General features: G+C 50.5%; 24 protein-coding genes and 5 pseudogenes. 8 read left to right on the top strand and 21 right to left on the bottom strand.

All coding sequences use genetic code 11. The annotated features are described in order from the left end of the window. Window positions 1-602: 602 nt before the first annotated feature. Window positions 603-3,233, top strand: a complete 2,631-nt coding sequence (gene ppdK / locus ADH66_RS01435) for a pyruvate, phosphate dikinase (RefSeq protein WP_066536646.1) — start codon at window positions 603-605, stop codon at window positions 3,231-3,233. Here ppdK and ADH66_RS01430 read toward each other — a convergent pair. The 5 genes and pseudogenes from ADH66_RS01430 to ADH66_RS01410 all read right to left on the bottom strand — a co-directional run bounded on the left by ADH66_RS01430 (window position 3,158) and on the right by ADH66_RS01410 (window position 6,036). Beyond that, window positions 3,158-3,691: a hypothetical protein gene (locus ADH66_RS01430; protein ID WP_157130613.1), complete on the bottom strand. Its 534-nt coding sequence runs from the start codon at window positions 3,689-3,691 to the stop codon at window positions 3,158-3,160. The two genes, ppdK and ADH66_RS01430, sit on opposite strands and share 76 nt — an antisense overlap. Then, window positions 3,679-4,098 carry a type II toxin-antitoxin system PemK/MazF family toxin gene (locus tag ADH66_RS01425; protein WP_084384295.1) on the bottom strand — a complete coding sequence of 140 codons (420 nt, stop codon included), beginning with the start codon at window positions 4,096-4,098 and terminating at the stop codon, window positions 3,679-3,681. Before ADH66_RS01425 ends, ADH66_RS01430 begins: the two co-directional genes overlap by 13 nt. Window positions 4,099-4,596: 498 nt before the next feature. Further along, complete coding sequence (locus ADH66_RS01420) at window positions 4,597-4,881, bottom strand: sigma-70 family RNA polymerase sigma factor (RefSeq protein WP_236757160.1); 285 nt, start codon at window positions 4,879-4,881, stop codon at window positions 4,597-4,599. Window positions 4,882-4,992: 111 nt separating this feature from the next. Further along, window positions 4,993-5,562, bottom strand: a pseudogene (locus ADH66_RS01415) (IS630 family transposase); the annotation flags it as partial. A 21-nt stretch (window positions 5,563-5,583) separates the two neighbouring features. Continuing rightward, window positions 5,584-6,036 (bottom strand): winged helix-turn-helix domain-containing protein, encoded by a 453-nt coding sequence (locus tag ADH66_RS01410; RefSeq protein WP_084384191.1) that lies wholly within the window; start codon window positions 6,034-6,036, stop codon window positions 5,584-5,586. 435 nt (window positions 6,037-6,471) lie between these two features. Between ADH66_RS01410 and ADH66_RS01405 the strand changes: the two genes are divergently transcribed. Continuing rightward, the gene (locus ADH66_RS01405; protein ID WP_236757159.1) at window positions 6,472-6,864 is read left to right on the top strand and encodes a helix-turn-helix domain-containing protein; all 393 of its coding nucleotides are present in this window, start codon (window positions 6,472-6,474) and stop codon (window positions 6,862-6,864) included. A gap of 57 nt (window positions 6,865-6,921) precedes the next feature. On the opposite strand, the pseudogene ADH66_RS21435 reads toward ADH66_RS01405, so the two are convergent. From ADH66_RS21435 to ADH66_RS20775, 10 genes and pseudogenes are all read right to left on the bottom strand, one after another. Beyond that, window positions 6,922-7,068, bottom strand: a pseudogene (locus tag ADH66_RS21435) (cysteine-rich KTR domain-containing protein); the annotation flags it as partial. Window positions 7,069-7,126: 58 nt separating this feature from the next. Continuing rightward, window positions 7,127-7,366: a hypothetical protein gene (locus tag ADH66_RS01395; protein ID WP_066536660.1), complete on the bottom strand. Its 240-nt coding sequence runs from the start codon at window positions 7,364-7,366 to the stop codon at window positions 7,127-7,129. Further along, window positions 7,363-8,001, bottom strand: coding sequence for an ABC transporter ATP-binding protein (locus ADH66_RS01390; protein ID WP_066536663.1), 639 nt, complete (start codon window positions 7,999-8,001; stop codon window positions 7,363-7,365). The genes ADH66_RS01395 and ADH66_RS01390 overlap by 4 nt, the downstream gene beginning before the upstream one ends. A 13-nt stretch (window positions 8,002-8,014) precedes the next feature. After that, entirely contained in the window at window positions 8,015-9,451 is a 1,437-nt protein-coding gene (locus tag ADH66_RS01385; protein ID WP_066536666.1) for an ABC transporter permease, read from the bottom strand. 104 nt (window positions 9,452-9,555) lie between these two features. Further along, a complete protein-coding gene (locus tag ADH66_RS01380) occupies window positions 9,556-9,813 on the bottom strand; it encodes a hypothetical protein (protein ID WP_066536669.1) in 258 nt (85 codons plus the stop codon). A gap of 20 nt (window positions 9,814-9,833) precedes the next feature. Continuing rightward, window positions 9,834-10,256 (bottom strand): DUF2000 domain-containing protein, encoded by a 423-nt coding sequence (locus tag ADH66_RS01375; RefSeq protein ID WP_066536672.1) that lies wholly within the window; start codon window positions 10,254-10,256, stop codon window positions 9,834-9,836. A gap of 10 nt (window positions 10,257-10,266) precedes the next feature. Further along, window positions 10,267-11,079, bottom strand: coding sequence for a helix-turn-helix domain-containing protein (locus ADH66_RS01370; RefSeq protein WP_066536674.1), 813 nt, complete (start codon window positions 11,077-11,079; stop codon window positions 10,267-10,269). A gap of 28 nt (window positions 11,080-11,107) precedes the next feature. Next, entirely contained in the window at window positions 11,108-12,640 is a 1,533-nt protein-coding gene (locus tag ADH66_RS21570) for a response regulator (RefSeq protein ID WP_084384297.1), read from the bottom strand. Between the two features lie 182 nt (window positions 12,641-12,822). Then, the gene (locus ADH66_RS01360) at window positions 12,823-13,293 is read right to left on the bottom strand and encodes a YbaK/EbsC family protein (RefSeq protein WP_066536676.1); all 471 of its coding nucleotides are present in this window, start codon (window positions 13,291-13,293) and stop codon (window positions 12,823-12,825) included. Window positions 13,294-13,304: 11 nt separating this feature from the next. Further along, window positions 13,305-13,481 carry a cupin domain-containing protein gene (locus ADH66_RS20775; RefSeq protein ID WP_236757157.1) on the bottom strand — a complete coding sequence of 59 codons (177 nt, stop codon included), beginning with the start codon at window positions 13,479-13,481 and terminating at the stop codon, window positions 13,305-13,307. Here ADH66_RS20775 and ADH66_RS20770 point away from each other — a divergent pair. The 3 genes and pseudogenes from ADH66_RS20770 (at window position 13,470) to ADH66_RS01345 (ending at window position 14,477) form a co-directional block, all read left to right on the top strand. After that, the gene (locus ADH66_RS20770) at window positions 13,470-13,784 is read left to right on the top strand and encodes a DUF7768 domain-containing protein (protein ID WP_066541720.1); all 315 of its coding nucleotides are present in this window, start codon (window positions 13,470-13,472) and stop codon (window positions 13,782-13,784) included. The genes ADH66_RS20775 and ADH66_RS20770 overlap by 12 nt on opposite strands. Then, a pseudogene (locus tag ADH66_RS01350) lies at window positions 13,768-14,028 on the top strand (DNA cytosine methyltransferase); the annotation flags it as partial. The gene ADH66_RS20770 and the pseudogene ADH66_RS01350, both read left to right, overlap by 17 nt. A gap of 194 nt (window positions 14,029-14,222) precedes the next feature. Continuing rightward, the gene (locus tag ADH66_RS01345) at window positions 14,223-14,477 is read left to right on the top strand and encodes a hypothetical protein (RefSeq protein ID WP_066536678.1); all 255 of its coding nucleotides are present in this window, start codon (window positions 14,223-14,225) and stop codon (window positions 14,475-14,477) included. A gap of 151 nt (window positions 14,478-14,628) precedes the next feature. Here ADH66_RS01345 and ADH66_RS01340 read toward each other — a convergent pair whose 3' ends face one another. The 6 genes and pseudogenes from ADH66_RS01340 to ADH66_RS01320 all read right to left on the bottom strand — a co-directional run bounded on the left by ADH66_RS01340 (window position 14,629) and on the right by ADH66_RS01320 (window position 17,191). Then, the gene (locus ADH66_RS01340; RefSeq protein ID WP_066536680.1) at window positions 14,629-15,219 is read right to left on the bottom strand and encodes a sortase domain-containing protein; all 591 of its coding nucleotides are present in this window, start codon (window positions 15,217-15,219) and stop codon (window positions 14,629-14,631) included. Window positions 15,220-15,245: 26 nt separating this feature from the next. Beyond that, window positions 15,246-15,404 carry a hypothetical protein gene (locus tag ADH66_RS19780; RefSeq protein ID WP_157130614.1) on the bottom strand — a complete coding sequence of 53 codons (159 nt, stop codon included), beginning with the start codon at window positions 15,402-15,404 and terminating at the stop codon, window positions 15,246-15,248. 37 nt (window positions 15,405-15,441) lie between these two features. After that, a pseudogene (locus tag ADH66_RS01335) lies at window positions 15,442-15,681 on the bottom strand (topoisomerase); the annotation flags it as partial. A gap of 76 nt (window positions 15,682-15,757) precedes the next feature. Beyond that, window positions 15,758-16,135, bottom strand: coding sequence for a DUF3783 domain-containing protein (locus ADH66_RS01330; RefSeq protein ID WP_066536682.1), 378 nt, complete (start codon window positions 16,133-16,135; stop codon window positions 15,758-15,760). A gap of 24 nt (window positions 16,136-16,159) precedes the next feature. After that, window positions 16,160-16,795 (bottom strand): hypothetical protein, encoded by a 636-nt coding sequence (locus ADH66_RS01325; RefSeq protein ID WP_084384300.1) that lies wholly within the window; start codon window positions 16,793-16,795, stop codon window positions 16,160-16,162. Between the two features lie 72 nt (window positions 16,796-16,867). Continuing rightward, window positions 16,868-17,191 carry a DUF6664 family protein gene (locus ADH66_RS01320; RefSeq protein ID WP_066536686.1) on the bottom strand — a complete coding sequence of 108 codons (324 nt, stop codon included), beginning with the start codon at window positions 17,189-17,191 and terminating at the stop codon, window positions 16,868-16,870. A 251-nt stretch (window positions 17,192-17,442) separates the two neighbouring features. On the opposite strand from ADH66_RS01320, the gene ADH66_RS01315 reads away from it, so the two are divergent. The 3 genes and pseudogenes from ADH66_RS01315 to ADH66_RS01305 all read left to right on the top strand — a co-directional run bounded on the left by ADH66_RS01315 (window position 17,443) and on the right by ADH66_RS01305 (window position 20,796). Then, the gene (locus ADH66_RS01315; protein ID WP_066536688.1) at window positions 17,443-18,045 is read left to right on the top strand and encodes an MptD family putative ECF transporter S component; all 603 of its coding nucleotides are present in this window, start codon (window positions 17,443-17,445) and stop codon (window positions 18,043-18,045) included. A gap of 271 nt (window positions 18,046-18,316) precedes the next feature. Then, window positions 18,317-18,910, top strand: a pseudogene (locus ADH66_RS01310) (ABC transporter ATP-binding protein); the annotation flags it as partial. Window positions 18,911-19,014: 104 nt separating this feature from the next. Then, complete coding sequence (locus ADH66_RS01305) at window positions 19,015-20,796, top strand: ABC transporter ATP-binding protein (RefSeq protein ID WP_066536693.1); 1,782 nt, start codon at window positions 19,015-19,017, stop codon at window positions 20,794-20,796. Window position 20,797 lies beyond the last annotated feature (1 nt).

Here is a 20,797-nt window from a genome sequence, read left to right as displayed (position 1 = left end):
TGTCGGTAAGGAGTTCGCCAGACACGGTGGACGGTTGGTGGACGCTGGCTTCGCCAGGTCCCGGAGATTTCCCTCGGCTCTGAAAGAGCCGCCCCCGCTTCGCGGGGTATCGGAAAACTCCGCCCTCAACAGGGGGCCTGGACCCTCTGATAACATAGAAACCCGCAAGGGAAGCTATAGTAAAGGGGGCGAGCTTATGTGTGTTCCGATAGGAGATGTACTGGGAATAATGGTGACCTTGATTGGTACCATCGTTTTACTCCTGGTGGAACTGATAAATGCACATAAAAAGTAACCGTTCCAGGCCAAGGGCACGGTTACTTTTAAAAATAACTTATAACCTGGGCCAGCCGTCTATCGGCGGGCTCCGCTTTTTTCTGTCTCTATTATACCCCCGTCCCGCCGTTTTGTCAAGCGGAACCTCTCGTTTGCCGGACAGATTACAGTTTACGCCGCCCAAAAATGAGGTTTTTGCAAAAAAATTTGAAAAACTTACGGTTTCCTATGGAATTTTTCGGAAATCTTTGGTATAATCGGACTGTAATCGGAGAGTAAAGATATTTTCAGATTCCGGTTGAGTATTCTTTAGGAGGTTGTTACCAATGAGCCACAAGTATGTGTACCTGTTTACTGAGGGCAACGGTTCCATGCGCGAGCTGCTGGGCGGCAAGGGCGCGAACCTTGCCGAGATGACCAGTCTCGGTCTGCCCGTGCCCCAGGGCTTCACCATCAGCACCGAGGCCTGCACACAGTATTACGAGGACGGCCGGAAGATCAACGATGAGATCCAGGCGCAGATCATGGAGTATGTTGGAAAGATGGAGGAGATCACCGGCAAGAAGTTCGGCGATAAGGAAAATCCGCTTCTGGTGTCCGTGCGCTCCGGCGCCCGCGCTTCCATGCCCGGCATGATGGATACCATCCTGAACCTGGGCCTTAACGAGGAGGTGGTGGAGTATATGGCCAAGGCCTCGGGAAATCCCCGCTGGGCCTATGACTGCTACCGCCGCTTTATCCAGATGTATTCCGACGTGGTCATGGAGGTGGGCAAGAAGTATTTCGAGGAGCTCATCGACCAGATGAAGGAGAAGAAGGGCGTTACCCAGGACACCGAGCTGGACGAGAACGACCTGAAGGAGCTGGCTGAGCAGTTCAAGGCCGAGTATAAGGAGAAGATCGGCGCAGACTTCCCCACCGACCCCAAGGAGCAGCTCATGGGCGCCGTCAAGGCCGTGTTCCGTTCCTGGGACAACCCCCGCGCCAACGTGTACCGCCGCATGAACGAGATACCCTACAGCTGGGGCACCGCCGTTAACGTGCAGATGATGGCCTTCGGCAACATGGGCGATGACTGCGGCACTGGCGTCGCCTTTACCCGCGACCCCGCCACCGGCGAGAAGAAGCTGATGGGCGAGTTCCTCACAAACGCCCAGGGCGAGGACGTTGTGGCCGGCGTGCGCACTCCCATGCCCATCGCCCAAATGGCCGAGAAGTTCCCCGAGGCCTTCGAGCAGTTCCAGAAGGTCTGCAAGCTTCTTGAGGACCACTATAAGGATATGCAGGACATGGAGTTCACCGTGGAGCACGGCAAGCTCTACATGCTCCAGACCCGCAACGGCAAGCGCACTGCTACAGCCGCCATCAAAATCGCCTGTGACCTTATTGACGAGGGCATGAAGACCGAGGAGGAGGCCCTTTTGATGATCGATCCCAAGCAGCTGGACGCTCTGCTGCATCCCCAGTTCGACGCGGCAGCCCTGAAGGCCGCCACACCCGTAGCCAGCGCTCTGGCCGCCTCTCCCGGAGCCGCCTGCGGCAAGATCGTCTTCACCGCCGAGGACGCCGTTGAGCAGGGACAGGCTGGCGAGAAGGTAGTGCTCGTGCGCCTGGAGACCTCTCCCGAGGACATCGAGGGTATGCACTTCTCCCAGGGCATCCTCACCGTGCGCGGCGGCATGACCAGCCACGCGGCCGTTGTGGCTCGGGGCATGGGCACCTGCTGTGTATCTGGCTGCGGCGCTATAAAGATGGACGAGGCCAACAAGAAGTTTACCCTTAATGGCCGCGAGTACCACGAGGGTGACTATATCTCCCTGGACGGCACCACCGGCAATATCTACGGCGAGGCCCTCCCCACCGTGCCCGCCTCCACCGAGGGCGGCTACTTCGGCCGTATCATGGAGCTCTCTGACAAGTACCGCACCCTCCAGGTGCGTACCAACGCCGACACCCCCAAGGATGCCGCCCAGGCCGTGGCCTTCGGCGCAGAGGGCATCGGCCTTTGCCGCACCGAGCACATGTTCTTTGACCCTGACCGCATCGCGGCCATCCGCGAGATGATCTGCTCCGACACCGTGGAGCAGCGCAAGGCGGCTCTCAGTAAGCTGGAGCCCATGCAGCAGGGCGACTTCGAGAAGCTCTACGAGGCTCTCGAGGGCAAGCACGTGAACATCCGCTTCCTGGATCCTCCGCTGCACGAGTTCGTCCCCACCGAGGAGAAGGACATCGAGCTGCTGGCCGAGGCCCAGGGCAAGACCGTTGAGGATATCAAGGCCATTATCGCCGGCCTGCATGAGTTTAACCCCATGATGGGCCACCGCGGCTGCCGTCTGGCTGTCACCTATCCCGAGATCGCCGAAATGCAGACCGAGGCCGTCATCAAGGCTGCCATCAAGGTGAACAAGGCTCATCCCGACTGGCACATCGTGCCCGAGATCATGATCCCCTTAGTTGGCGAGATCAAGGAGCTGAAGTTCGTGAAGAAGACTGTCGTCGAGACCGCCGACAGGATCATCGCCGAGGAGGGCGCGGACCTGAAGTACAAGGTCGGCACCATGATCGAGATCCCCAGGGCCGCCCTCACTGCGGACAAGATCGCCGAGGAAGCCGAGTTCTTCAGCTTCGGCACCAACGACCTGACCCAGATGACCTTCGGCTTCAGCCGCGACGACGCGGGCAAGTTCCTCTCCAGCTACTACGAGAATAAGATCTACGAGAACGATCCGTTTGCCCGCCTTGACCAGGAGGGCGTAGGCCAGCTGGTCAAGCTTGCCGCCGAGAAGGGCAAGTCCGTGCGTCCCGACATCATCTTAGGCATCTGCGGCGAGCACGGCGGCGACCCGACCACCATCGAGTTCTGCCACAACGTGGGCCTGACCTATGTGTCCTGCTCACCCTTCCGCGTGCCGATCGCAAGGCTGGCCGCGGCCCAGGCGGCTATTAAACAAAAGTAGGCCAATTTCCCGTTAGGGAACATTGTTGTTTCCGTTGACGCAAACTGAATAGCTCTGTCATATGTATGGTGAGGACGTCCGTTGTCCTCACCATATTCTTTTATTTGGACGGTGGCCTTGTTCCTACGGCCCTCCACCTGCCCGATGATGGCCTGTTTTGGGCCGGGGGCAAGGTTCAAATCCCAGCGGAAGTGGGTGTTGTCCAGTGGGGTAATGCGGCACACGAACTTGTCCAGAACCTTTTCATCAATGCTGGGGCCAGAGAAGTCCAACATTTCATTGAGGGCGGCTTCGATAGCGGTCATGTTGAGGGAGTTGTCGCTTTCTCCGCCGACAGCGTTGATTCTCTCCAATTCCTCATTTAAGGAGGCGAGGTCGGCTTCGGCTTTCTGACGCAGGTCTTGGAACTGCTCTTTGGAGATTTCACCGTCGGCGAGCATGGGTATCAGATTTCCCATCCTTTCCTCGGCCCGGGCGATTTTGCCCTGGATAGCGGCGGCAGCGGCCTTGTTATTGTTCGTATCGGACTGATAGCACTCTTGGAGTAGCCGGTAGGCTTCCAGGACGGCGGCTTTAAGTGGCCGATGTACTTGCCCAACCTATGTTTGTCGATGGTGTGAAGCTGCTCCATCAAAATAACAGAGGGCTGTTCCAAACCGTCCTCGCTATCAATAAAATAATGCGTAGGCAACCGCGGCTTTACACCGACCTTGCTGGTAATGGCGGCTATAATAACGGTAGGACTGAACCGGTTGCCCACATTATTCTGGATAATCACCACCGGGCGGTAGCCCTCCTGTTCTGAGCCAACACCCTTGCCGAGATTAGCATAATACATATCGCCGCGCGAGTATGTTCTTTGCATGATAAGACCTCCTTTGAAATTATAGGCAGCACAAAGCCGCCTATGTAAAGCCAAGCAGCAGAGCAGAGTTGGCCTGCTACTTGGCTGAATTTCTATGCAAAAATCCATCAAACGGCTGGCAGCGTACCAGCTCCACGGGAATCTCATCCCCGCATGGTTCTCATGCGACCGCCCCCATTGCCTGCGACGGCTTCACGACCGAAAACCGCTGTCACGCTCGGGCTGTGGCTGGACGGGAGTATCCTTGTCCCCATTACCGGTCATCGCCCCACCGGGAGCTGCCCGGTGGTTATAGCTTGGCTGTGGTCGCTCCCTAGCGGTGAAACAACAGAAGTCAGAAAAATAGTGTCCCTTCGTTGCTTTTCACCGGCAGATCATGGCGCAGCCGCTATGGTGGCTTTTGCTCGTCACAAAGGTAATGGGAAAGTATTTGATGGATGGGTATTCGGTTGTCAAAATTCAGACCTGTTTCCTAACTCAAAAGGCCAATTTAGCCCATCAACTCAAATATTTTTTGAGATTTTCGATTGCCGCGTCAATCGAGCGCTTGACGGGCATAATCGTACACCCCTCCATCTCCGCGATTTGTGCGTAGGTCAACCCACTGAAATAGTAGAGTGTCAAGCGTTTCCGCTGTTTTGCTGGGAGCATGGCGATTGCCCTATGTAGCCTTTCGTTCTCATCGCGCTGCATGACAGTTTCTTCAACCGTTTCCGGCAGTTCAAACGCCCGGGCGTTAATAGAAGCCTCGGTCAGCTCTGAGCGCTCATAATGGTTGTCCACCTCGTTGAGAAAAGAGAGGTCGTCCAGTTCAAACCTGTCCAGTACATCAAAGAGGGCATTGTCAATTTCTAACTCCTGTCGGACACCGGTGCTGTCCGTAAAAGCTATATATTACCCCCGAACAAGAATATAGGAAATCTGATTATGTTGAAAGAAAGCGGAGACCTTATCAGGAGAATGTTGTAATGTTCGCATGAAGGAAGTAGTTTTATGGCGGATATCGTATATGGTCCGAGGTAAGTCGCCAGAATGGACCGAAAGTTTCAGCGCGTGATTGAGATATTCGTCCGGATTGCTCTCGGGAGCATAGGGCGGCAGAAAGAACAGCTCGATTTTATCCCGATGCTTGTCTAGCCAGGCTGCGGCTTTCTTCCCGTGGTGCACCTTTAAGTTGTCCAAAATCAGGAAAACCTTTTGGTTGGAGGTCCGAATCAACCGGTCCATAAATTGGATCAGGCGCTGCTGGTTCATGGAATCCTCGTACATCATAAAGCGAACGTCCCCCTGCCTGCTCAGGGCGGAAAGCATATTCAGCCTCTCTCTTTTCGTTTCCACCGACAGAACAGGAGGCTGTCCTTTGGGTGCAAACCCGCGCTCACAGTTCGAGCAGTTGTCGATTCCAGTCTCGTCTCCCCAGTAAATCACGGCATTTTCTGCCTTGGCCCGCTGGTCGATGGCCGGATATTCTTCCTCCCGCCACCTTTAGATACGGGAAGGATTCTGTTTCCGGGCACGCTTGACCGGACGCTGGCACGTCAAGCCCCAGCGCCGCATATAATCCGACACACTGCCGTCCGAGATCTTTTTCCGATACCTTTTCCAGACGTATGCACACACTTTCTTCAGCGTCCACAGACTCCCAGGAATGCCGAATTCCTCTGGGCGGCGGGTAACAATCGTTTCCCGTATTTCCGCCTGCTCCTCCGGTGTCAGAAGCAGATGCGTCCCCTTCTGGAATCCGTGTTTCTTCGGTTCCAGCGCTTTGTCTCCCTCTCGCTTATATGCCGTCCATATTTCGCTGGCGCGACTCTGCCGTACTCCGGTTAATTCCTCTATTTCTTTCCCGGTTTTCCCCATCTTTTTGAGGCGTACGACCTGCCGGCGTATCTGCTTGAGTTCTCCACTTTTCAGTTTTCGTAAATCTATGTATTCCATACTCTCTATTTTACCACTTTCTACTGCTTTTTTCTAGGTCGTTTTTCAGGAATAATAATAATGAGGCCGGTCGGTATGGGCACCAACCGAGTAAATCTCATACGGGTTATCCTTGCTCCGCCGCCGTTTGGGGCGCGGGTCGCTGCTTTTCGGATAGTGCTTATCCAATGTCTGTTCCTCCAATCAATCTGAAATTTTCGAGTTTCAGATTGATTGGGGAGGGCCACGGCAGCGAAGGATAACAATAGACATAAAAATACACCTACATAGCGGCGTGGGCCGCTGTACAAGTGCATTTATTTCATCGAATATATGGACTGTTAGTTCAGAATCGAGGAGCAAAAGCCCCTGGGCCGGACGATAGATTTTTTTATTTGGTGGGGTCAGTGGAAGTATTCAGTTTGGGAGAGCAGAGAACAATTCGTTCAGTACAGTTTGAACCTATATGCCATTATCAAAACTCCCATAATCGCTATAATGGTTATAGAAAGTGAACCCACAGTGCAGAATGAAGCTGAAATATTTGGCGCGGTACTGAAAAGCGCCCGGCTAAAAGCTGGGCTTACGGTAGAAGCCCTGGCAGAAAGGGTTGGCGTTACGGATAGGTACATATACCGGCTTGAGAACAACGGCAAAACGCCGGGGTATGCCGTCTTGTGCAGGCTGATTCGAGAGTTGGCCATATCGCCGGACTTGCTTTTCTATCCGGAGAAGCCATCGCAAGATTCTGAGGTGGACACCTTGATTCGCAAGCTGGCTACCTGTGACGAGCGGGCCATTAAGGTGGCCAGAGCTACTATTCAATCCTTGATTGACACCGCACCATAGCCTAAAAGCAAGAGAGCCGATGACCTGTGATTGCTCACAAACTCATCGGCTCTGCGTCTATGCGTCTGGCTCTTTGATGACGGTAATTTTTTGTTGTTGCACCTCAATAAGCGTTTCCTGCTTGCATTTTGGGCAAAAGAGTGGGAAATTCACCAGAATGGAATCTTTCCGCAGTTTTACCCGCGTTTGGGTGCCGCAAACAGGTCAATGTATCCTTTGGGTTTCTAACATAAACAGCCATCTTTCTTTTGCCTATGCGATGTCACTCCCTGGGCGTAATCACGATTCCATCGGCATTATCCGGGTCTTTCAGCGTATAAGTAAAATCGCCATCTGATTGAACATCTGAGCTATCCTCCCCGCCCGGCTCCAACGCAGAAGCGTCAATTTCAACAGATTTTGCCCCGGCGTTATCATCATTGCCGCTGTCGTTGTTATTGCAGGCAGACAGCAGCATCAGGCAGACCAGTATGCTCATAAAGATGATTGATAGTTTCTTCATTTATATTCCCTCTCTTTCAAATGTCCAAGTTTGATTTCCAGCACCACATCCGCCTGCTTTGCCACCTCGCGGTCGTGGGTCACGACCACCACGCACTTCCCGAACGCATGGGCGCTCTCCTTCAAAATCGCCGTGATTTCCTCGGCGGTGTCGGCATCCAGGTTCCCGGTCGGCTCATCTGCTAGAATGACCGGGGCATCGGAAGCCAGCGCCCGCGCAATCGCCACCCGCTGCTGTTGTCCGCCGGACAGTTTCAGTACATTCCGGGTGATCTCGTCCCGCTCCAGCCCCAGTCGTTCCAGAATGGGGGCGGCATCCAGCTTGGCAGTAAGCCGCACATTTTCAACGGGGGTCATGTAGTCAATCAGATTATAGCTTTGGAATATCAGCGAGATATGGTTCCTGCGGTGGTGTTCCAGTCCTTTTGCCGTAATGTCCTCGCTGTCAAACAGGACGCTGCCCTGTGTCGGCACATCCAGCCCACCCAGCAGGGACAGTAACGTGGTCTTGCCAGACCCGGACGGGCCGAGGATGGCGTACATTTTCCCGGTTTCCAGCGGCCCGCTGACGTTCTGCAAAACCGCCTTGCCTTTTTCATAGGCGTAAGAAACATTTTTCAATTCCAGTGTAGGCATGATAGTCCCTCCTTCAGCTCATTTTTGACAAGATTTCACGGGGTTTCAGCCGCATGACCGTGATAGACGATGCGCTGACCGCCACAATGATGATGGCAAATCCGATCAAGTAGAGCTGGGCAAGGTTATCCAGCCCAACCGATACCTGGAGGCCGTTTTCAGTGGGTAAGGGCTTTTGCACGAGATTATCCGCGCCTATCTCAACGGAGGCGGCAACGGAAACAACATCGTTATCGTCCTCCGGCCCGGTCTGCATACTCTGCTCCAACAGGTGGTTGCCGATCTGCCCCGCTATGGCGTTGCTGGTGAAGTAGGACAGGCCAAAGGCGAGGACGGCAATCAGCAGCACCTCAATCAAATACTGCCCGATAATAGCCGATTTCCTGATACCCACGGACAGGAATACGCCGATCTCATGGATGCGGGTCTTTGTCCAAAGGGTCAATATCAGGGCCAGAATGATGGCGCTGACAACGATAATCACCACCAGCAGGGTCACGACCAATTCATTCAGCGTAGCCAGCGGAGCGGCGGCGTTCTCGTAAGTTTCATTGTCCATCTCCACGGTAAAGGCGTTCCAGTCAATTCCCGGCAGGGCCTTGACTTCGGCCACCACCCGCGCCATGTCCTGCGGGTCGTCTATGGTAACGTGGAGCGCGGAAAAGCCGTAGTTGATCTCTCCGCCGTCCAATTTCTTTGAGGACTGCAAATCCACAAATACACGGTTCTGGATTTTGTCGTAGGTGGTGACAGTTTCCCCAAACTGCTCCACCGCATGAGGGGTAAACAGTCCAATAATCTGTACCCTGATTTCCGGCCCGGTAAAGCCCTGATCTTCCACGCTGTAACTGTGGGCGGTGAGATAGTCCCCGATCTTCAACTCGTTTCTTTCCGCCAAGTCCTGGCTGATGATTGCCACATGAGTATCGCCGGCGGAGATATGCCGCCCCTCTGCCAGCGTCACTGTGCCGGTGGTAAAAAGTTCCTCGTCCTCCGTGCTGCAAACGCCCAACACCTTTGTGTAGCCCTGATACTTCGCATCGGTTGAGATCGTTCCGGGGAACAGGGAAAGCCCGTCAAACGGGAGAAGATTATCCTGCCTTGCGCTGCAATACTTCACCCCAGAAATGCCCTTAATGGCCGCGATATTTTCCGGGGTAAATTGTACGGTGGAGTACATGAGAAAGCTGCTTGATGTCTTGCCGGTTTCCTCGTTCACTTCATCTTTGACGGGTTCTTTCACTACATAGGGGCTGTTGCTCCAATCCACGAAAACGTCAAATTTACCGCCCAGGCTCTGCCGCAGGTCGAGTTGCGTGGCCTCCGACGCTTTCCAGATGGAGAGGCCCGTCAGGACAAGGGTTGCCATAATCAGCAGGAGGGCGAACAGGAGAAGTGTTTTCCCCCGTTTTCGCGTGATGTACAGAAGTGCTCGTTTGCATATGCTCATACCGCATACCTCCTTATGGGATTTGCCTGCATGATAGCAGCCCAATGTGGAATGGGTATGAAACGGCAAAAGAAAAACTCCCGGAAAGGGAGTTTTCTATAGCTCTATAACGCGCTTCGAGCATCCGCTTTTGTAGGAAAAATACGATTCCCCCAATCGGCTATCATATCTACTGTGAATTTGTCAGCCTTCACCACACAACGAGGAGTCTGAGCCTCCCCAAACAGAAACTTTTCCGCCGATTCCACGCCGCTGTTCCACGCGGGGTTATTGCAGATTTTCCACACGTCTGTACCAAGCGGCACCGGCAGCCGCACCAATAAATTGGCCCTGTCAGCGGCGCGGTAATTCTCCAGCGCCATCTCTCCGAGTTGCTCATAACTTATCGCAAAAGCGGCAGACTGCCGGTCAGCTTATTGACTTTTTTCTTTGTCCCGCAAACGGCCACGCCAAAATACCGCAGGCCGCTTTCAGGCACACCACCCATCTTCTCAATAAACTCATTGTATGTTTTGCAGCCCTGGGCCAGATCGGAAAAGTCCACTATCGTCAAATCCATAAACTCGGGCTGATAAAGCTTTTCTCTTATCGCCTTAATATCCTCGGCTGACCCACGCAGTATTGGTACTGGAAACTCGATAATGCCAAGATGTTTGTTTCCGCTCTGGTCGGTGACGTCAGCGCCCACCACCTCCGGCATTTGCTTTCCAAGGGTGATACCCATGATGGCCGCCGTGTTTGCAATCAAGCCCAGCGGCAGGCTCTCATCGATCACCATCACGCATTTTTCATTTTGCAAGTCCATAGTCGTCCCTCTATCTGCTGAAAATTTCCTGGTACGCTCCCGGCGTTAGCCCGATGAATCGGCTGAAATAATTGGTGAAGTGGCTCTGGTCAGAGAAGCCGGCCTGCAGCGCCGCCTCTACGGGAGGAACACCCTGTTCCAGCAGCTTTTTTGCCCTGCCGATGCGGACGTTTTCCAAATAGCTGTACGGGGTTACGCCCTTTGATTTGGTAAATGCCCGCAATAGCGTGGACTTGCTAAGGCCCACATAACGGCAGATCTCAGTGAGATAAATTCGTCCGGCATAGTGCTGTTCCATGAAAGCACAGGCTTTCTCAATTTCCTCCCGGCACTCGGGAACATAGGCTCCAAAGGACTCGCCGTACTGCTGGACCAGCCGGGAAATCAGCAGCAGGAGATTCTCCTCTTTCCCAAACCCCCTGTCATCATTCATCACCGATTCATGAAGTGTGCGCAGACAGCGGGCGGTTTCCTCGTCAGAAATTACACTTGGGAAAAATCCGGGCAATTCCCGCCTGCCGGTGACTTCCTCGGCCAAGTCCAGCATGACCTCTTTGGTGATGTTGAGGCTGCGGTAGTCCAGGGCCCCCTCGTCGCTCTGCACACAGGCGTGATTATCTCCCGGGTTGAACAGCAGGATATTACCCTTTCGGATGGTGTATTCCCGATTCTTACAGGACAGCGCCCTTTCACCCTTTTCAACAAAGCCAATCACATAGTATTCGTGAAAGTGGTTGGGGAAGGGCTGGGCCAGACCTTCAAAGCGGTACGCTTCCATGTGCAGGTCATCGTCATAGACTACCGTGCGCACTTCCTTTTTCATGGTGTCCCTTCCTTTCTGGACTATTATATCAGCAAAGAGGAGGGCTGGCTTGTAAAATATCTTCATTTTTTGTACGGGAAGTGAAAAGGCCGTAGATGGTAAACCGCATCCCCGCCGGCATCTCCAAAGGCTTAAACGAATAGGGAATATCCATTGATTTCAAAAGCGTATCCACAATATAAAGCCCCAGCCCATTCCCTCCATCCTCTCTGCTCCTGGAAAAATCCGGGCGGTAGAAAGGCTCGAACAGGCGGTGAATTTCGCAATCGGGGATAGGCTCACATTCGTTTTCAATAATTAGCCGCTCACCATCCATATAAACGGAAACGTCCTTCCCCGCCTCCGTATAGGCCACCGCGTTTGCAACAATATTGGACACCGCCTTGCTGAACGGGCCAACAGGCAATTTCGCCGGGCTCTGCTCCGGCAGGTCAAGCGTAAATGTGACTTGATGCGCCGCCGCTATAAGCCGATAGGGTTCGCAAAGCTCCGTCAGCAGCTCAGACAAGTCAACCTTGGCCGGTGATTCACCGGCCAAATTCAGCCTGGAGGTTTCCAGTATCTCTTGTATCATCCCGGAAAGCTGCTCTACCATCTCCTTGCACTCCGGGAGATAGATCGCATAGTCCTGATATTTGCCAACGCCCAAAATCATGTTTTCCAAAGTGGCGTTCAGCGCGGTCACCGGTGTTTTCAGCTCATGGGACGCGGCCCGCAGGAAGTCCACCTTGGCCCGCTCCATCTCCTGCACATTTTCCTTTTCCTGCTCCAAATGCTCAATGGTAGAGAGCAGATTGGAATAGAGCGCATTGACATTTTGCGCCAATGTGCCGATTTCATCCTTTGAACAAACAGGGCAGCTTGCAACCCTGTCCAGCTTCATCATCTTTTCGGTGGAAGTGGAAATTTTCTTTATGGGGTCGGTGACCGCTTTGGAAAACAGCAGCGAACACACAAGGGAGATCAGCAGATTTTTGATGTATGTGTCCACTGTGCGGTCGGTTATAGGGCAGTCCACGCCCCATAGGTCGTCCAGAATCTGCGAGCGTGTCAGCACCAGCCCTTTATGCTCCACCAGCAGACGAAGCAGGTCGATTTCTTTGGGCATAATGTCGATTTTGCCGCTCTCATCGCTGGCAGTGTAGCCCGAAAAATCCACGGTCACATTGCCGAAGGACATTTTCTGAAGCTGAGGACTTTGCCCGCTCCGACGAAGGAGTGCGGTGATACGCCGACCTAACAGCACCATTGAGAAGGGCTTTGTCATATAATCGTCAGCCTGCTGGTCGAAGCTCTTGACTTGGGTGTGTTCGTCCCCGACGGCGGTGAGCATGAGAACAGGTACGGCGCTTTCACTCCGTATTTTTTGCAGGACTGACAGCCCGCTAATTTTCGGGAGCATGATGTCCAGTACCACGAGATCAATGCTGTTCACACCGAAAAGCCGGAAGGCTTCTTCGCCATCGTAGGCGGGAATAAGGGTATGGCCGGCAGGCTTGAGGTATTCACAGATTGCCTCATTGGTCTTGCGGTCGTCCTCGACTATGAGTATGGTTGCCATTTGCGCACTTCCTTTGGTTGATAGTTAACACAGTTCAAAAGAGGTATCCTACCTCTTTTGAACCAGGCAGCGTAGCTGCCCAGCTAAAAAATCAGTATATACCGATTTTTTAGTGTGTTTACTATAGTGTAGCATGGCAATGTGGAGTGGGTGTGAAATGGCTGAAAATTTTTGTATAGCCGTCAGCTCCAGCCCTTACAAACGTCCACCCAGGCCACATAACCGGAATATTTCTCCAACTCCCCGATAGTCAGCTCAATGGCACTGTTGCTGCTGCCGCAGGCAGGGAAAACGGTCTCAAACCGTTTTAAGGACTCGTCTAGGTAGACTGTCACTCCTTCATTGACCGCGAACGGACACACGCCGCCCACCCTGTGGCCCACCAGCGTTTGGGCTTCATCGGGCGTGAGCATTTTCGCCTTTGTGCTAAATTGTGCCTTATACTTGGGATTGTCGATTTTAGCGTCCCCTGCTGTGACAATCAGAATGGCGTGACTGTTTACCATAAATGAGAGCGTCTTTGCGATTCGACAAGGCTCACAGTTTAGCGCCTGTGCCGCCAATTCAACGGTGGCGCTGGACACTTCAAATTCCCGCACCCGGTCTGCCATACCAAATTCTGCGAAATATTCCTTGACTTTTTCGATAGCCATAATGCCCTCCTTTAGTGATGGGGATAGAAAATCGTGTTATAAACCGCGCACCCGCACTTGCCCAAATTCTGGTAGGAGTGTGGAATATCTGCGCGGAACCGGACAGCCTGCTTCTCACCGACATCCACGGTTTTATCGCCCAGGACAAGCCGAAGTGTCCCGCGCAAAACAAAAATGTGTTCCTCCACACCGTCACAGAGATGGGAACCCGCTACAGCCGCATGGCATACGAGGCGGGCTTCTCCCCCGTCTGCCCCGTCCTCTACATGCCGCTGTTCCTCAACGACAGCGTACCCGAAGAGCACAAGGCCGGGATTGACATGCGCCGGGACCTGCTCCGGCGCTCCCATGTGCTGGTGGTCTGCGGCGGGGACGTGGACGAGGACGTGAAGAACGACATAGCGGTGGCCGGGCGGCTGGGGATCGCCGCCACCACCCTTGACGGAATCCTGGCCGTGAAAGGGCTGGGGAAGGATGGCGGCGGACATTAGGCTGGGGAGCCTCTTTGACGGGATAGGGGTATTCCCCCTTGCGGCCTCACGCTGCGGCATACGCCCGGTGTGGGCCAGCGAGATCGAGAAGGCCCCGGTCTCCATCACAAAGAGGCACTTCCCGGACATGCTGCACCTGGGGGACATCACGAAGCTGGACGGGGTGAAGGTCCCTCCCGTCCATGTGATAACCTTCGGCTCCCCCTGCCAGAACCTTTCCCTGATCGGGAACCGCAAGGGCCTTGACGGGGCGAAGTCCAGCCTCTTCTACCAGGCCATGCGTATCATACAGGAAAGAACGCCGTGGATTACATGTTCGACGGCCTCGCCAGGAGGAGCCCCCAGCACTTCGCCGTGCGCCAATATGCCAAATACAAGCTGGCCAGCGGTGATATATGCTCTAAATGACTTCTTAATCACGAGATTTTCTCATGGTTAGTGAAGGACACATTTACCCTGCTTGCCTACGCCAACAAGAAAATCGAGGAACTGGACACACGCCGCCAGAAAATCACAAAGGCGATTGCCGATTTATCCGTGGAGACCATTTCCCAGCAGCAGATTGATTTGCTGTCCGGCTATCTGGATGACTGGGAGAATATCAGTTTTGAGGATAAGAGGAAAGCCACGGACGGCCTGATTTCATCAATCAGCGCGACCAGCGAGTATGTAAAAATAGAGTGGAAAATCTGACTTTTCCACTCTGCATATCTGAAACATTTCTTTATATCGTTTGTAGCCCCTTGTACACTGATGTTTCATAAACCGATTATAACATACAGAAGTCAGAGATTCAACTGTAAAAATGCAAGTATGTACCAGCCGCCTTATGGCGGCTGTCGTTCTAATATGCTGGTGTACCATACCCCAGGATTTCATAATACCCTACGGTATATCGGTTCTCCTGGCACATATCGCCGGAGTTCCCCTCAACAGTGTACACGACACCACCCTCAACTTTCTCCACAGTTCCCACATGGTCGGAATCACCGTCCTGCCCATATTCATCATTCCAGTTAAAGAATGCAAGTTCTTTGCACTTAGCTATAAAATCATCAAAATCCTCGAGTTTATCAGCTTTTACAAACAGGAAATAAGGAAAGCCTGCATTGGAATAAGCTACCGTCTTGAAAGCTGCGACAATCTCATACTCGCCAAAGCCGTCCAGTGTATCAAACCGAATCGTCTTATGCTCCCGGTAGAAATCCTCGCTTTCATATTTGCAGAGGTCGGCAAACATGGAGCCGTCGTTCATGTGGTGCCCATAGATGGTGATATTGTCCGACACGCCCAGCTCACAGTTCTCCTGCACATAAGGAACACCGTAATTGCTGTATTCCTTATCAAAGCTGTGTTTCAGATAAAAATTTGGGTTGTTTGGGGACTGCATAACCGGGTAGTTGATGTTTGTGCCACCAATACTGACCCAGCCCACAAAATCCCTTGCTCATAAATTGCCGCTTACTTATCTGCGGCAGTCACTTGCGGAGCGGATTCATTTATGATATTATCTCCATGGGGCTCACTGTCCTCGCCCTCTGGCGGGATAGTCAATTCCGGCTTATCTACCACAAGATTAGCCAGCGTTTCAATGGCCAGCGCACTTTGCTGCACGCCCATAAGCGGCTCCATCCCGGCGGCGGTCAGCATGACAGGGTACTGCGTCCAGAAAAGGTATTTCTTTTACCTTGATAAGATAATCCAGCGCCGACGTGCCGCCGATTCCCCGCGAGAACCAGCACCATTTTCCATTGGAGATTTTCAGGCTGTCATGCTCACGGGTGCAGTAGGTGTTGCCGCTGAAGTGTACCAGCTCGTCCGGCTCATAGTTGCGCAGGTAGGTCAGTAAGTCCATCTCGCGGGCCTTGGACACGGTTTCGGATGGAATATATGGCATAATTTTCACCTCCGCTTCAAATAAAAATAGCCGGGGGATTTCATGAGAAAATCTCCTGGCTATGTAATTAAAACTACTATTTCTTTTGAAACGCTTGGTGCTCTTTGAAAAGCTCCTCATATAAATCCGCAGCGCTCCAAAATATATTGTGCGGTGTAATGACGGCTTTCAACCCTATAGGAGGTATACCGGATTTTTTGTATTCGCTCAGAAACTGGTCGAGCATATCTGCCATATTAGCAAATACCATCATTTCAGACGGAAACTCCGGGCCAGTGTAGTCGGTATCTTCTCTGAGAAAGCCCGGTATTCCGGCAAGATACGCCAGCTTTTGGGAGTAATCCGCCAGTTTAATTCGGGAAGTGCGTATACTGAGATTTTTGCACAGGCTCTCAATGTGCGCGGCCTTGAGCGACTCTACATGAAATAGTAGGATGTGTGCATTATTCGCCATGAAGATTTCCCTCCGCATGATCTATCATTTTTGCAATCCAAGCTCCCGCTCCACTAAAGCGAAAGTTTTCTCAATGCTCCGGCTATCGTCCCTTAAAATCACCCGAAACCCCGAGTGGAAAAACTCCTCATACACGGCGGAGGAGTTGATACGCTCCAAGCATTGCCGGAAATTCTCAAGCGCCCTCTCCGGCTCCGGTTCCTCCATCATCAGCTTATAGAGAAATTGCTTCTCCTTGTCGGGCCTCTCAAAAAAGCGTTTCACCGAAACCTTCGGGTTAGCCAGCATGATAAGCACATGGTCGTAGTCAGAAATCTCCCGCAGCGTTCCCAGGGAGATGTTGGTGTCCACAAACACCGGTTTATCCGTCGCGGCCAGCTTTTCCAGAATTTGCAGCTCAAGAACCTCGCACTCTTTTGATACGCCCCTTACCCAAGCCTCATACTCATCCGGCGTCCGCCTGATAAAGTCGTGCCAGTCCTGCAAGTCCCGGGTGTAGGTCAAACATGGGAACTCCCGGCTGTCCAAACCGGGCAGCATAGAATCGTGATAATTTTCCTCGCAGGCGATACCGTTGTGCCTTTCAGCCAGCAGCTTCACCATGGTGGATTTCCCAGCGTAGGCCGTCCCATTGATGAAGAACACATTGTTAAATTTCAAGCTGCTCATCTCCTCTATAACCAGCTACCATTATATTGGTATTCCCTCCCAAAGTCAACAGAAACCTCTCCATTAGAGCGCTTTTATCTTCTTTAAATACGCCACCGCGTCCGTATGCCCTCTAAAATAGATTTGCAGCCGCTCCATATCATCCAAGCTAAACCTAAGCCGCAAATACTCCGTCAGCACAGCGTGTTCCTCGGCTGTCAGATGAACCTCTCCGCTGCCATTTAGCACCTGCTCGATAAAGTTGTGCTTATTCTCTATGTCGGAAATCTTACCGCGCAGAGCAGCATAGTCCCCGTTATTCTCCCGCAGGTAAACAATAATCTCATTTTCTATTTCGGGAAAAGAATCCTCCAAACGTTCTGCCAGGTCAAAATATGTGTCGTTCATGGTGAACCTCCTGTTTTTTCTCTTACTATACCCTGTCAAAATGGGAATATCAAATGTGCGCCTTGCTATATCTGTAGTATACGGATATAGCCATTATGTAAGACTCTTTGAACTTATCGTCCAAACGGTGAAAAAATGACCTTTTGGAGAAGAATATGTTTCTTGCTTCTGGTACAATATCTATCAATGCCACCATTGGCATTTTATAAAACGCAACGGTTAGCTATGTCTAACCAAAAGGAGGTTATTTTATGCATCAACAGAAAAACAGCTTGAAGCTCACAGGAAAGGATTTAATCAACATTGGTATTTTCTCCGCGATTTATTTTGTAATCAGCTTTATTGGAATGCTTCTTGGCATTATCCCTATTTTGTGGATTCTCATGCCCGGAGTAATTGCTATTCTTGCCGGGATTCCTTTCATGCTTCTTAGTGCAAAGGTGCAAAAGCCGGGCGTTCCTCTGCTTATGGGAATTATAACAGGGCTTCTTTATTTCATTACGGGGCAATTTACGGTAGTTATCTTGATAACATTTATAATATCTTGTTTGCTTGCAGAACTTTTACGCTTTTTGACGCATTATAGTAGTTTTAAGGGAAATGCTATTGCGTTCATCTTATTTTCTTATGGTATGGTAGGCTCACCGCTTCCTATTTGGCTGTTTAAAAGCAGCTTTTTCATGCAGATTGCAGAACAGGGAATGCCGGAAACTTATGTTACTGCTTTGGAAATGTTGTCGTCTGCCCCTATGTTGATTGTTATGCTTGTTACGCCCATCGTAGGCGGTCTGATCGGGGTAATGATTGCAAGGGCAATGTTCAAAAAACATTTTCAGAAAGCAGGAATGATTTGAAACGGATAAAGAAAACCATAGCAGACATTTACAGATTGACCCCCGAACAAAAATATTATTATTGCTTTTATCAAACTTTATTATTTATGGGAAGCTCTACAGAACTGATTTGGGGAGCTGTCTGCGGCTGCTGTCACAAGAGGAATTGAAAATCCCTCAAAAAAGACAAGTATCATTCGACTTCGGTTCAGAGCAATAGACTACTTGATTTTGACGGGGGAATTATTTTTTGTCTTTGCAGCTTTTGTGATATAATGAGAGGTACAGAACTATGGTAGATTTAGAAAATGTAAATTTCTCCTATGATGAACAGTATGGTACATTACGAGATATTTCTTTGCACATACGACAAGGGGAGTGCCTTTTATTGTGTGGAGAAAGCGGCTGTGGTAAAACAACAATAACGAAACTAATCAATGGCTTAATTCCATACTTTACTCCCGGTGAGTATTTATCGGGGAAAGTATGCGTTAGCGGTAAGGTAGTTGCAGATACAAAAATATATGAGCTGGCAAAAACAGTTGGTTCTGTTTTCCAAAACCCGAAATCACAATTTTTTAATTTAGATTCCGACAGTGGGCTTGCTTTTGGATTGGAAAATGAAGGACTTCCACCTGTGAAAATTGCAGAGCGCATTTCAAAAACCATACATGATTTGCATATCGAGAGCTTAGAACATAGAGGTATCTTTTCTATGTCCGGCGGTGAAAAACAATCATTAGCGTTTGCTTCCGTATTTGCTATGCAACCAAAAGTATTTGTTTTAGACGAGCCATCTGCTAATTTAGATATGAGCGCGATTGAAATACTGCGGAAGCAGATTGCAAAAATCAAACAGAGGGGACACACGGTTATTATTGCAGAAAAAGTGACTGGATAGAGAAGATAAAAAAATCAAATACCATTATAATTTAGATTGGCTGGTGAACAGTCAATCTATTTTTTTACATCAATGAAAGGAGTTTGATTATGAACGACAACAAAAATCAAGAAAGTTGGCTGCATACCCTCTTTAATTTTGTTGCGCCATGTAAAGGGAAAATGCTATTGTCCATCCTCTGCTCGCTTATCAGTGTTGCAGGAAGTTTTATTCCCTACTTTTGCCTTTATCAGATTATTTCCATGTTCCTTTTTGGAACGCCCAGCATGGAAACACTGATTTTCTGGTGCGGTGTTGGATTGTGCGGCTATGTAACCCAAATTGTGTTTTTCGGAATCTCAACGGCAGTATCACATGATTTGTCCTACCATATCCTTTATGGGCTACGGTTGAAAATTGCTGACCGGCTTATGCGTGCGCCGCTGGGAAATGTAACGGGAAATGCAATCGGTCATTTGAAAAGTATTATGCTGGATAAGGTAGAAGGGGTTGAGCGTCCTTTAGCGCATATGATCCCCGAATTGGGTGGAAATCTTGTGCTTGTCATATTGATCTTTGGCTATCTTCTCTCTATCGACTGGCGCATGGCATTAGCTTCTATGGCAACGCTTCCTTTTGCTGCTGCTCCAATGATGGCATCCATGAAAGCCTTTAACACAAAATACACGGAATATATGAAAGCAAACGATCATGTAAACAGCGTTATCATTGAATATGTAGAAGGAATTGAGGTTGTCAAAACTTTCAATCAAAGTACCAGTTCTTATGCAAAATTTGCAAATGCGGTGAACTCATTCAAGGATTACACGCTTGACTGGTTTCAAAGCTCTTGGAAGTCTATGAATTTGATTTTTTCTATTCTTCCTACCACATTTTTAGGGACGCTGCCTATTGGTGTAATCTTGTATAAGATAGGAGCAATTACACCCGTAGAACTTACAATATGCTTGGTGCTTGCATTAAGTCTGTTGCCCCCGCTGATTAAAACTACCGCCTTCATTACTGAGATTAAGGCTATGCAGTATTCAGTGGAAGGCTCAAAAGAACTTCTTGATATGGACGTACTACCGGATAAAAAAGAAAAAGTTAGTCCCCGGAAGTATGATATTACGTTTCATGATGTTGCGTTTTCATACACAGGGAATAATTCGGACAATGTGTTAGAGCATTTGAATTTAGAAATGCCGGAAGGTACTTTTACCGCTTTAGTCGGTCCGTCGGGTGGCGGCAAATCTACGGTTGCTAAACTGATTGCCCGGTTTTGGGACGTATCAAGCGGGAAAATTGCGATTAGCGGGACAGACATAAAGGACATTCCAATTAAGCAGCTTGCCGATTTTGTTAGCTTTGTTACACAGGACAATTTTCTTTTTAACTGTTCCTTAATGGAAAATATAAGGCTGGGGAATCCCAAAGCGACAGATGAAGAAGTCTATGCAGCAGCAAGGGCGGCTTGCTGTGATGAATTTATCCGTGGGTTAGAAAAAGGATATAACACTCCTGCAGGAGAAGCCGGGAAATCTCTTTCGGGTGGTGAAAAACAACGAATATCTATTGCAAGGGCAATATTGAAAAATGCGCCAATCATTATTTTGGACGAAGCCACCGCATTTACTGATCCACAAAATGAGGACAAGATTCAAAAGTCGATTGCAGCATTGACAAAAGGAAAAACCCTGCTTGTAATTGCGCATAGGCTTTCTACAATACAAAACGCTGACAATATCATCATTCTAAGAAAAGGACAGATTATTGACAGCGGAACACAGGGCTATCTGCTTGAAAATTGCCCGTTGTACCGTTCTATGTGGGAAGCACATATAGGTGCAAAAAATTGGGCTGTATCACAGGTTCAGAAAGGAGGCAGATAAT

The organism is Acutalibacter muris, assembly GCF_002201475.1.
Lineage (GTDB): Bacteria > Bacillota > Clostridia > Oscillospirales > Acutalibacteraceae > Acutalibacter > Acutalibacter muris.
The sequence above is the reverse complement of the archived record's forward strand: the minus strand, read 5'-3'. Positions and strand labels throughout refer to the sequence as shown.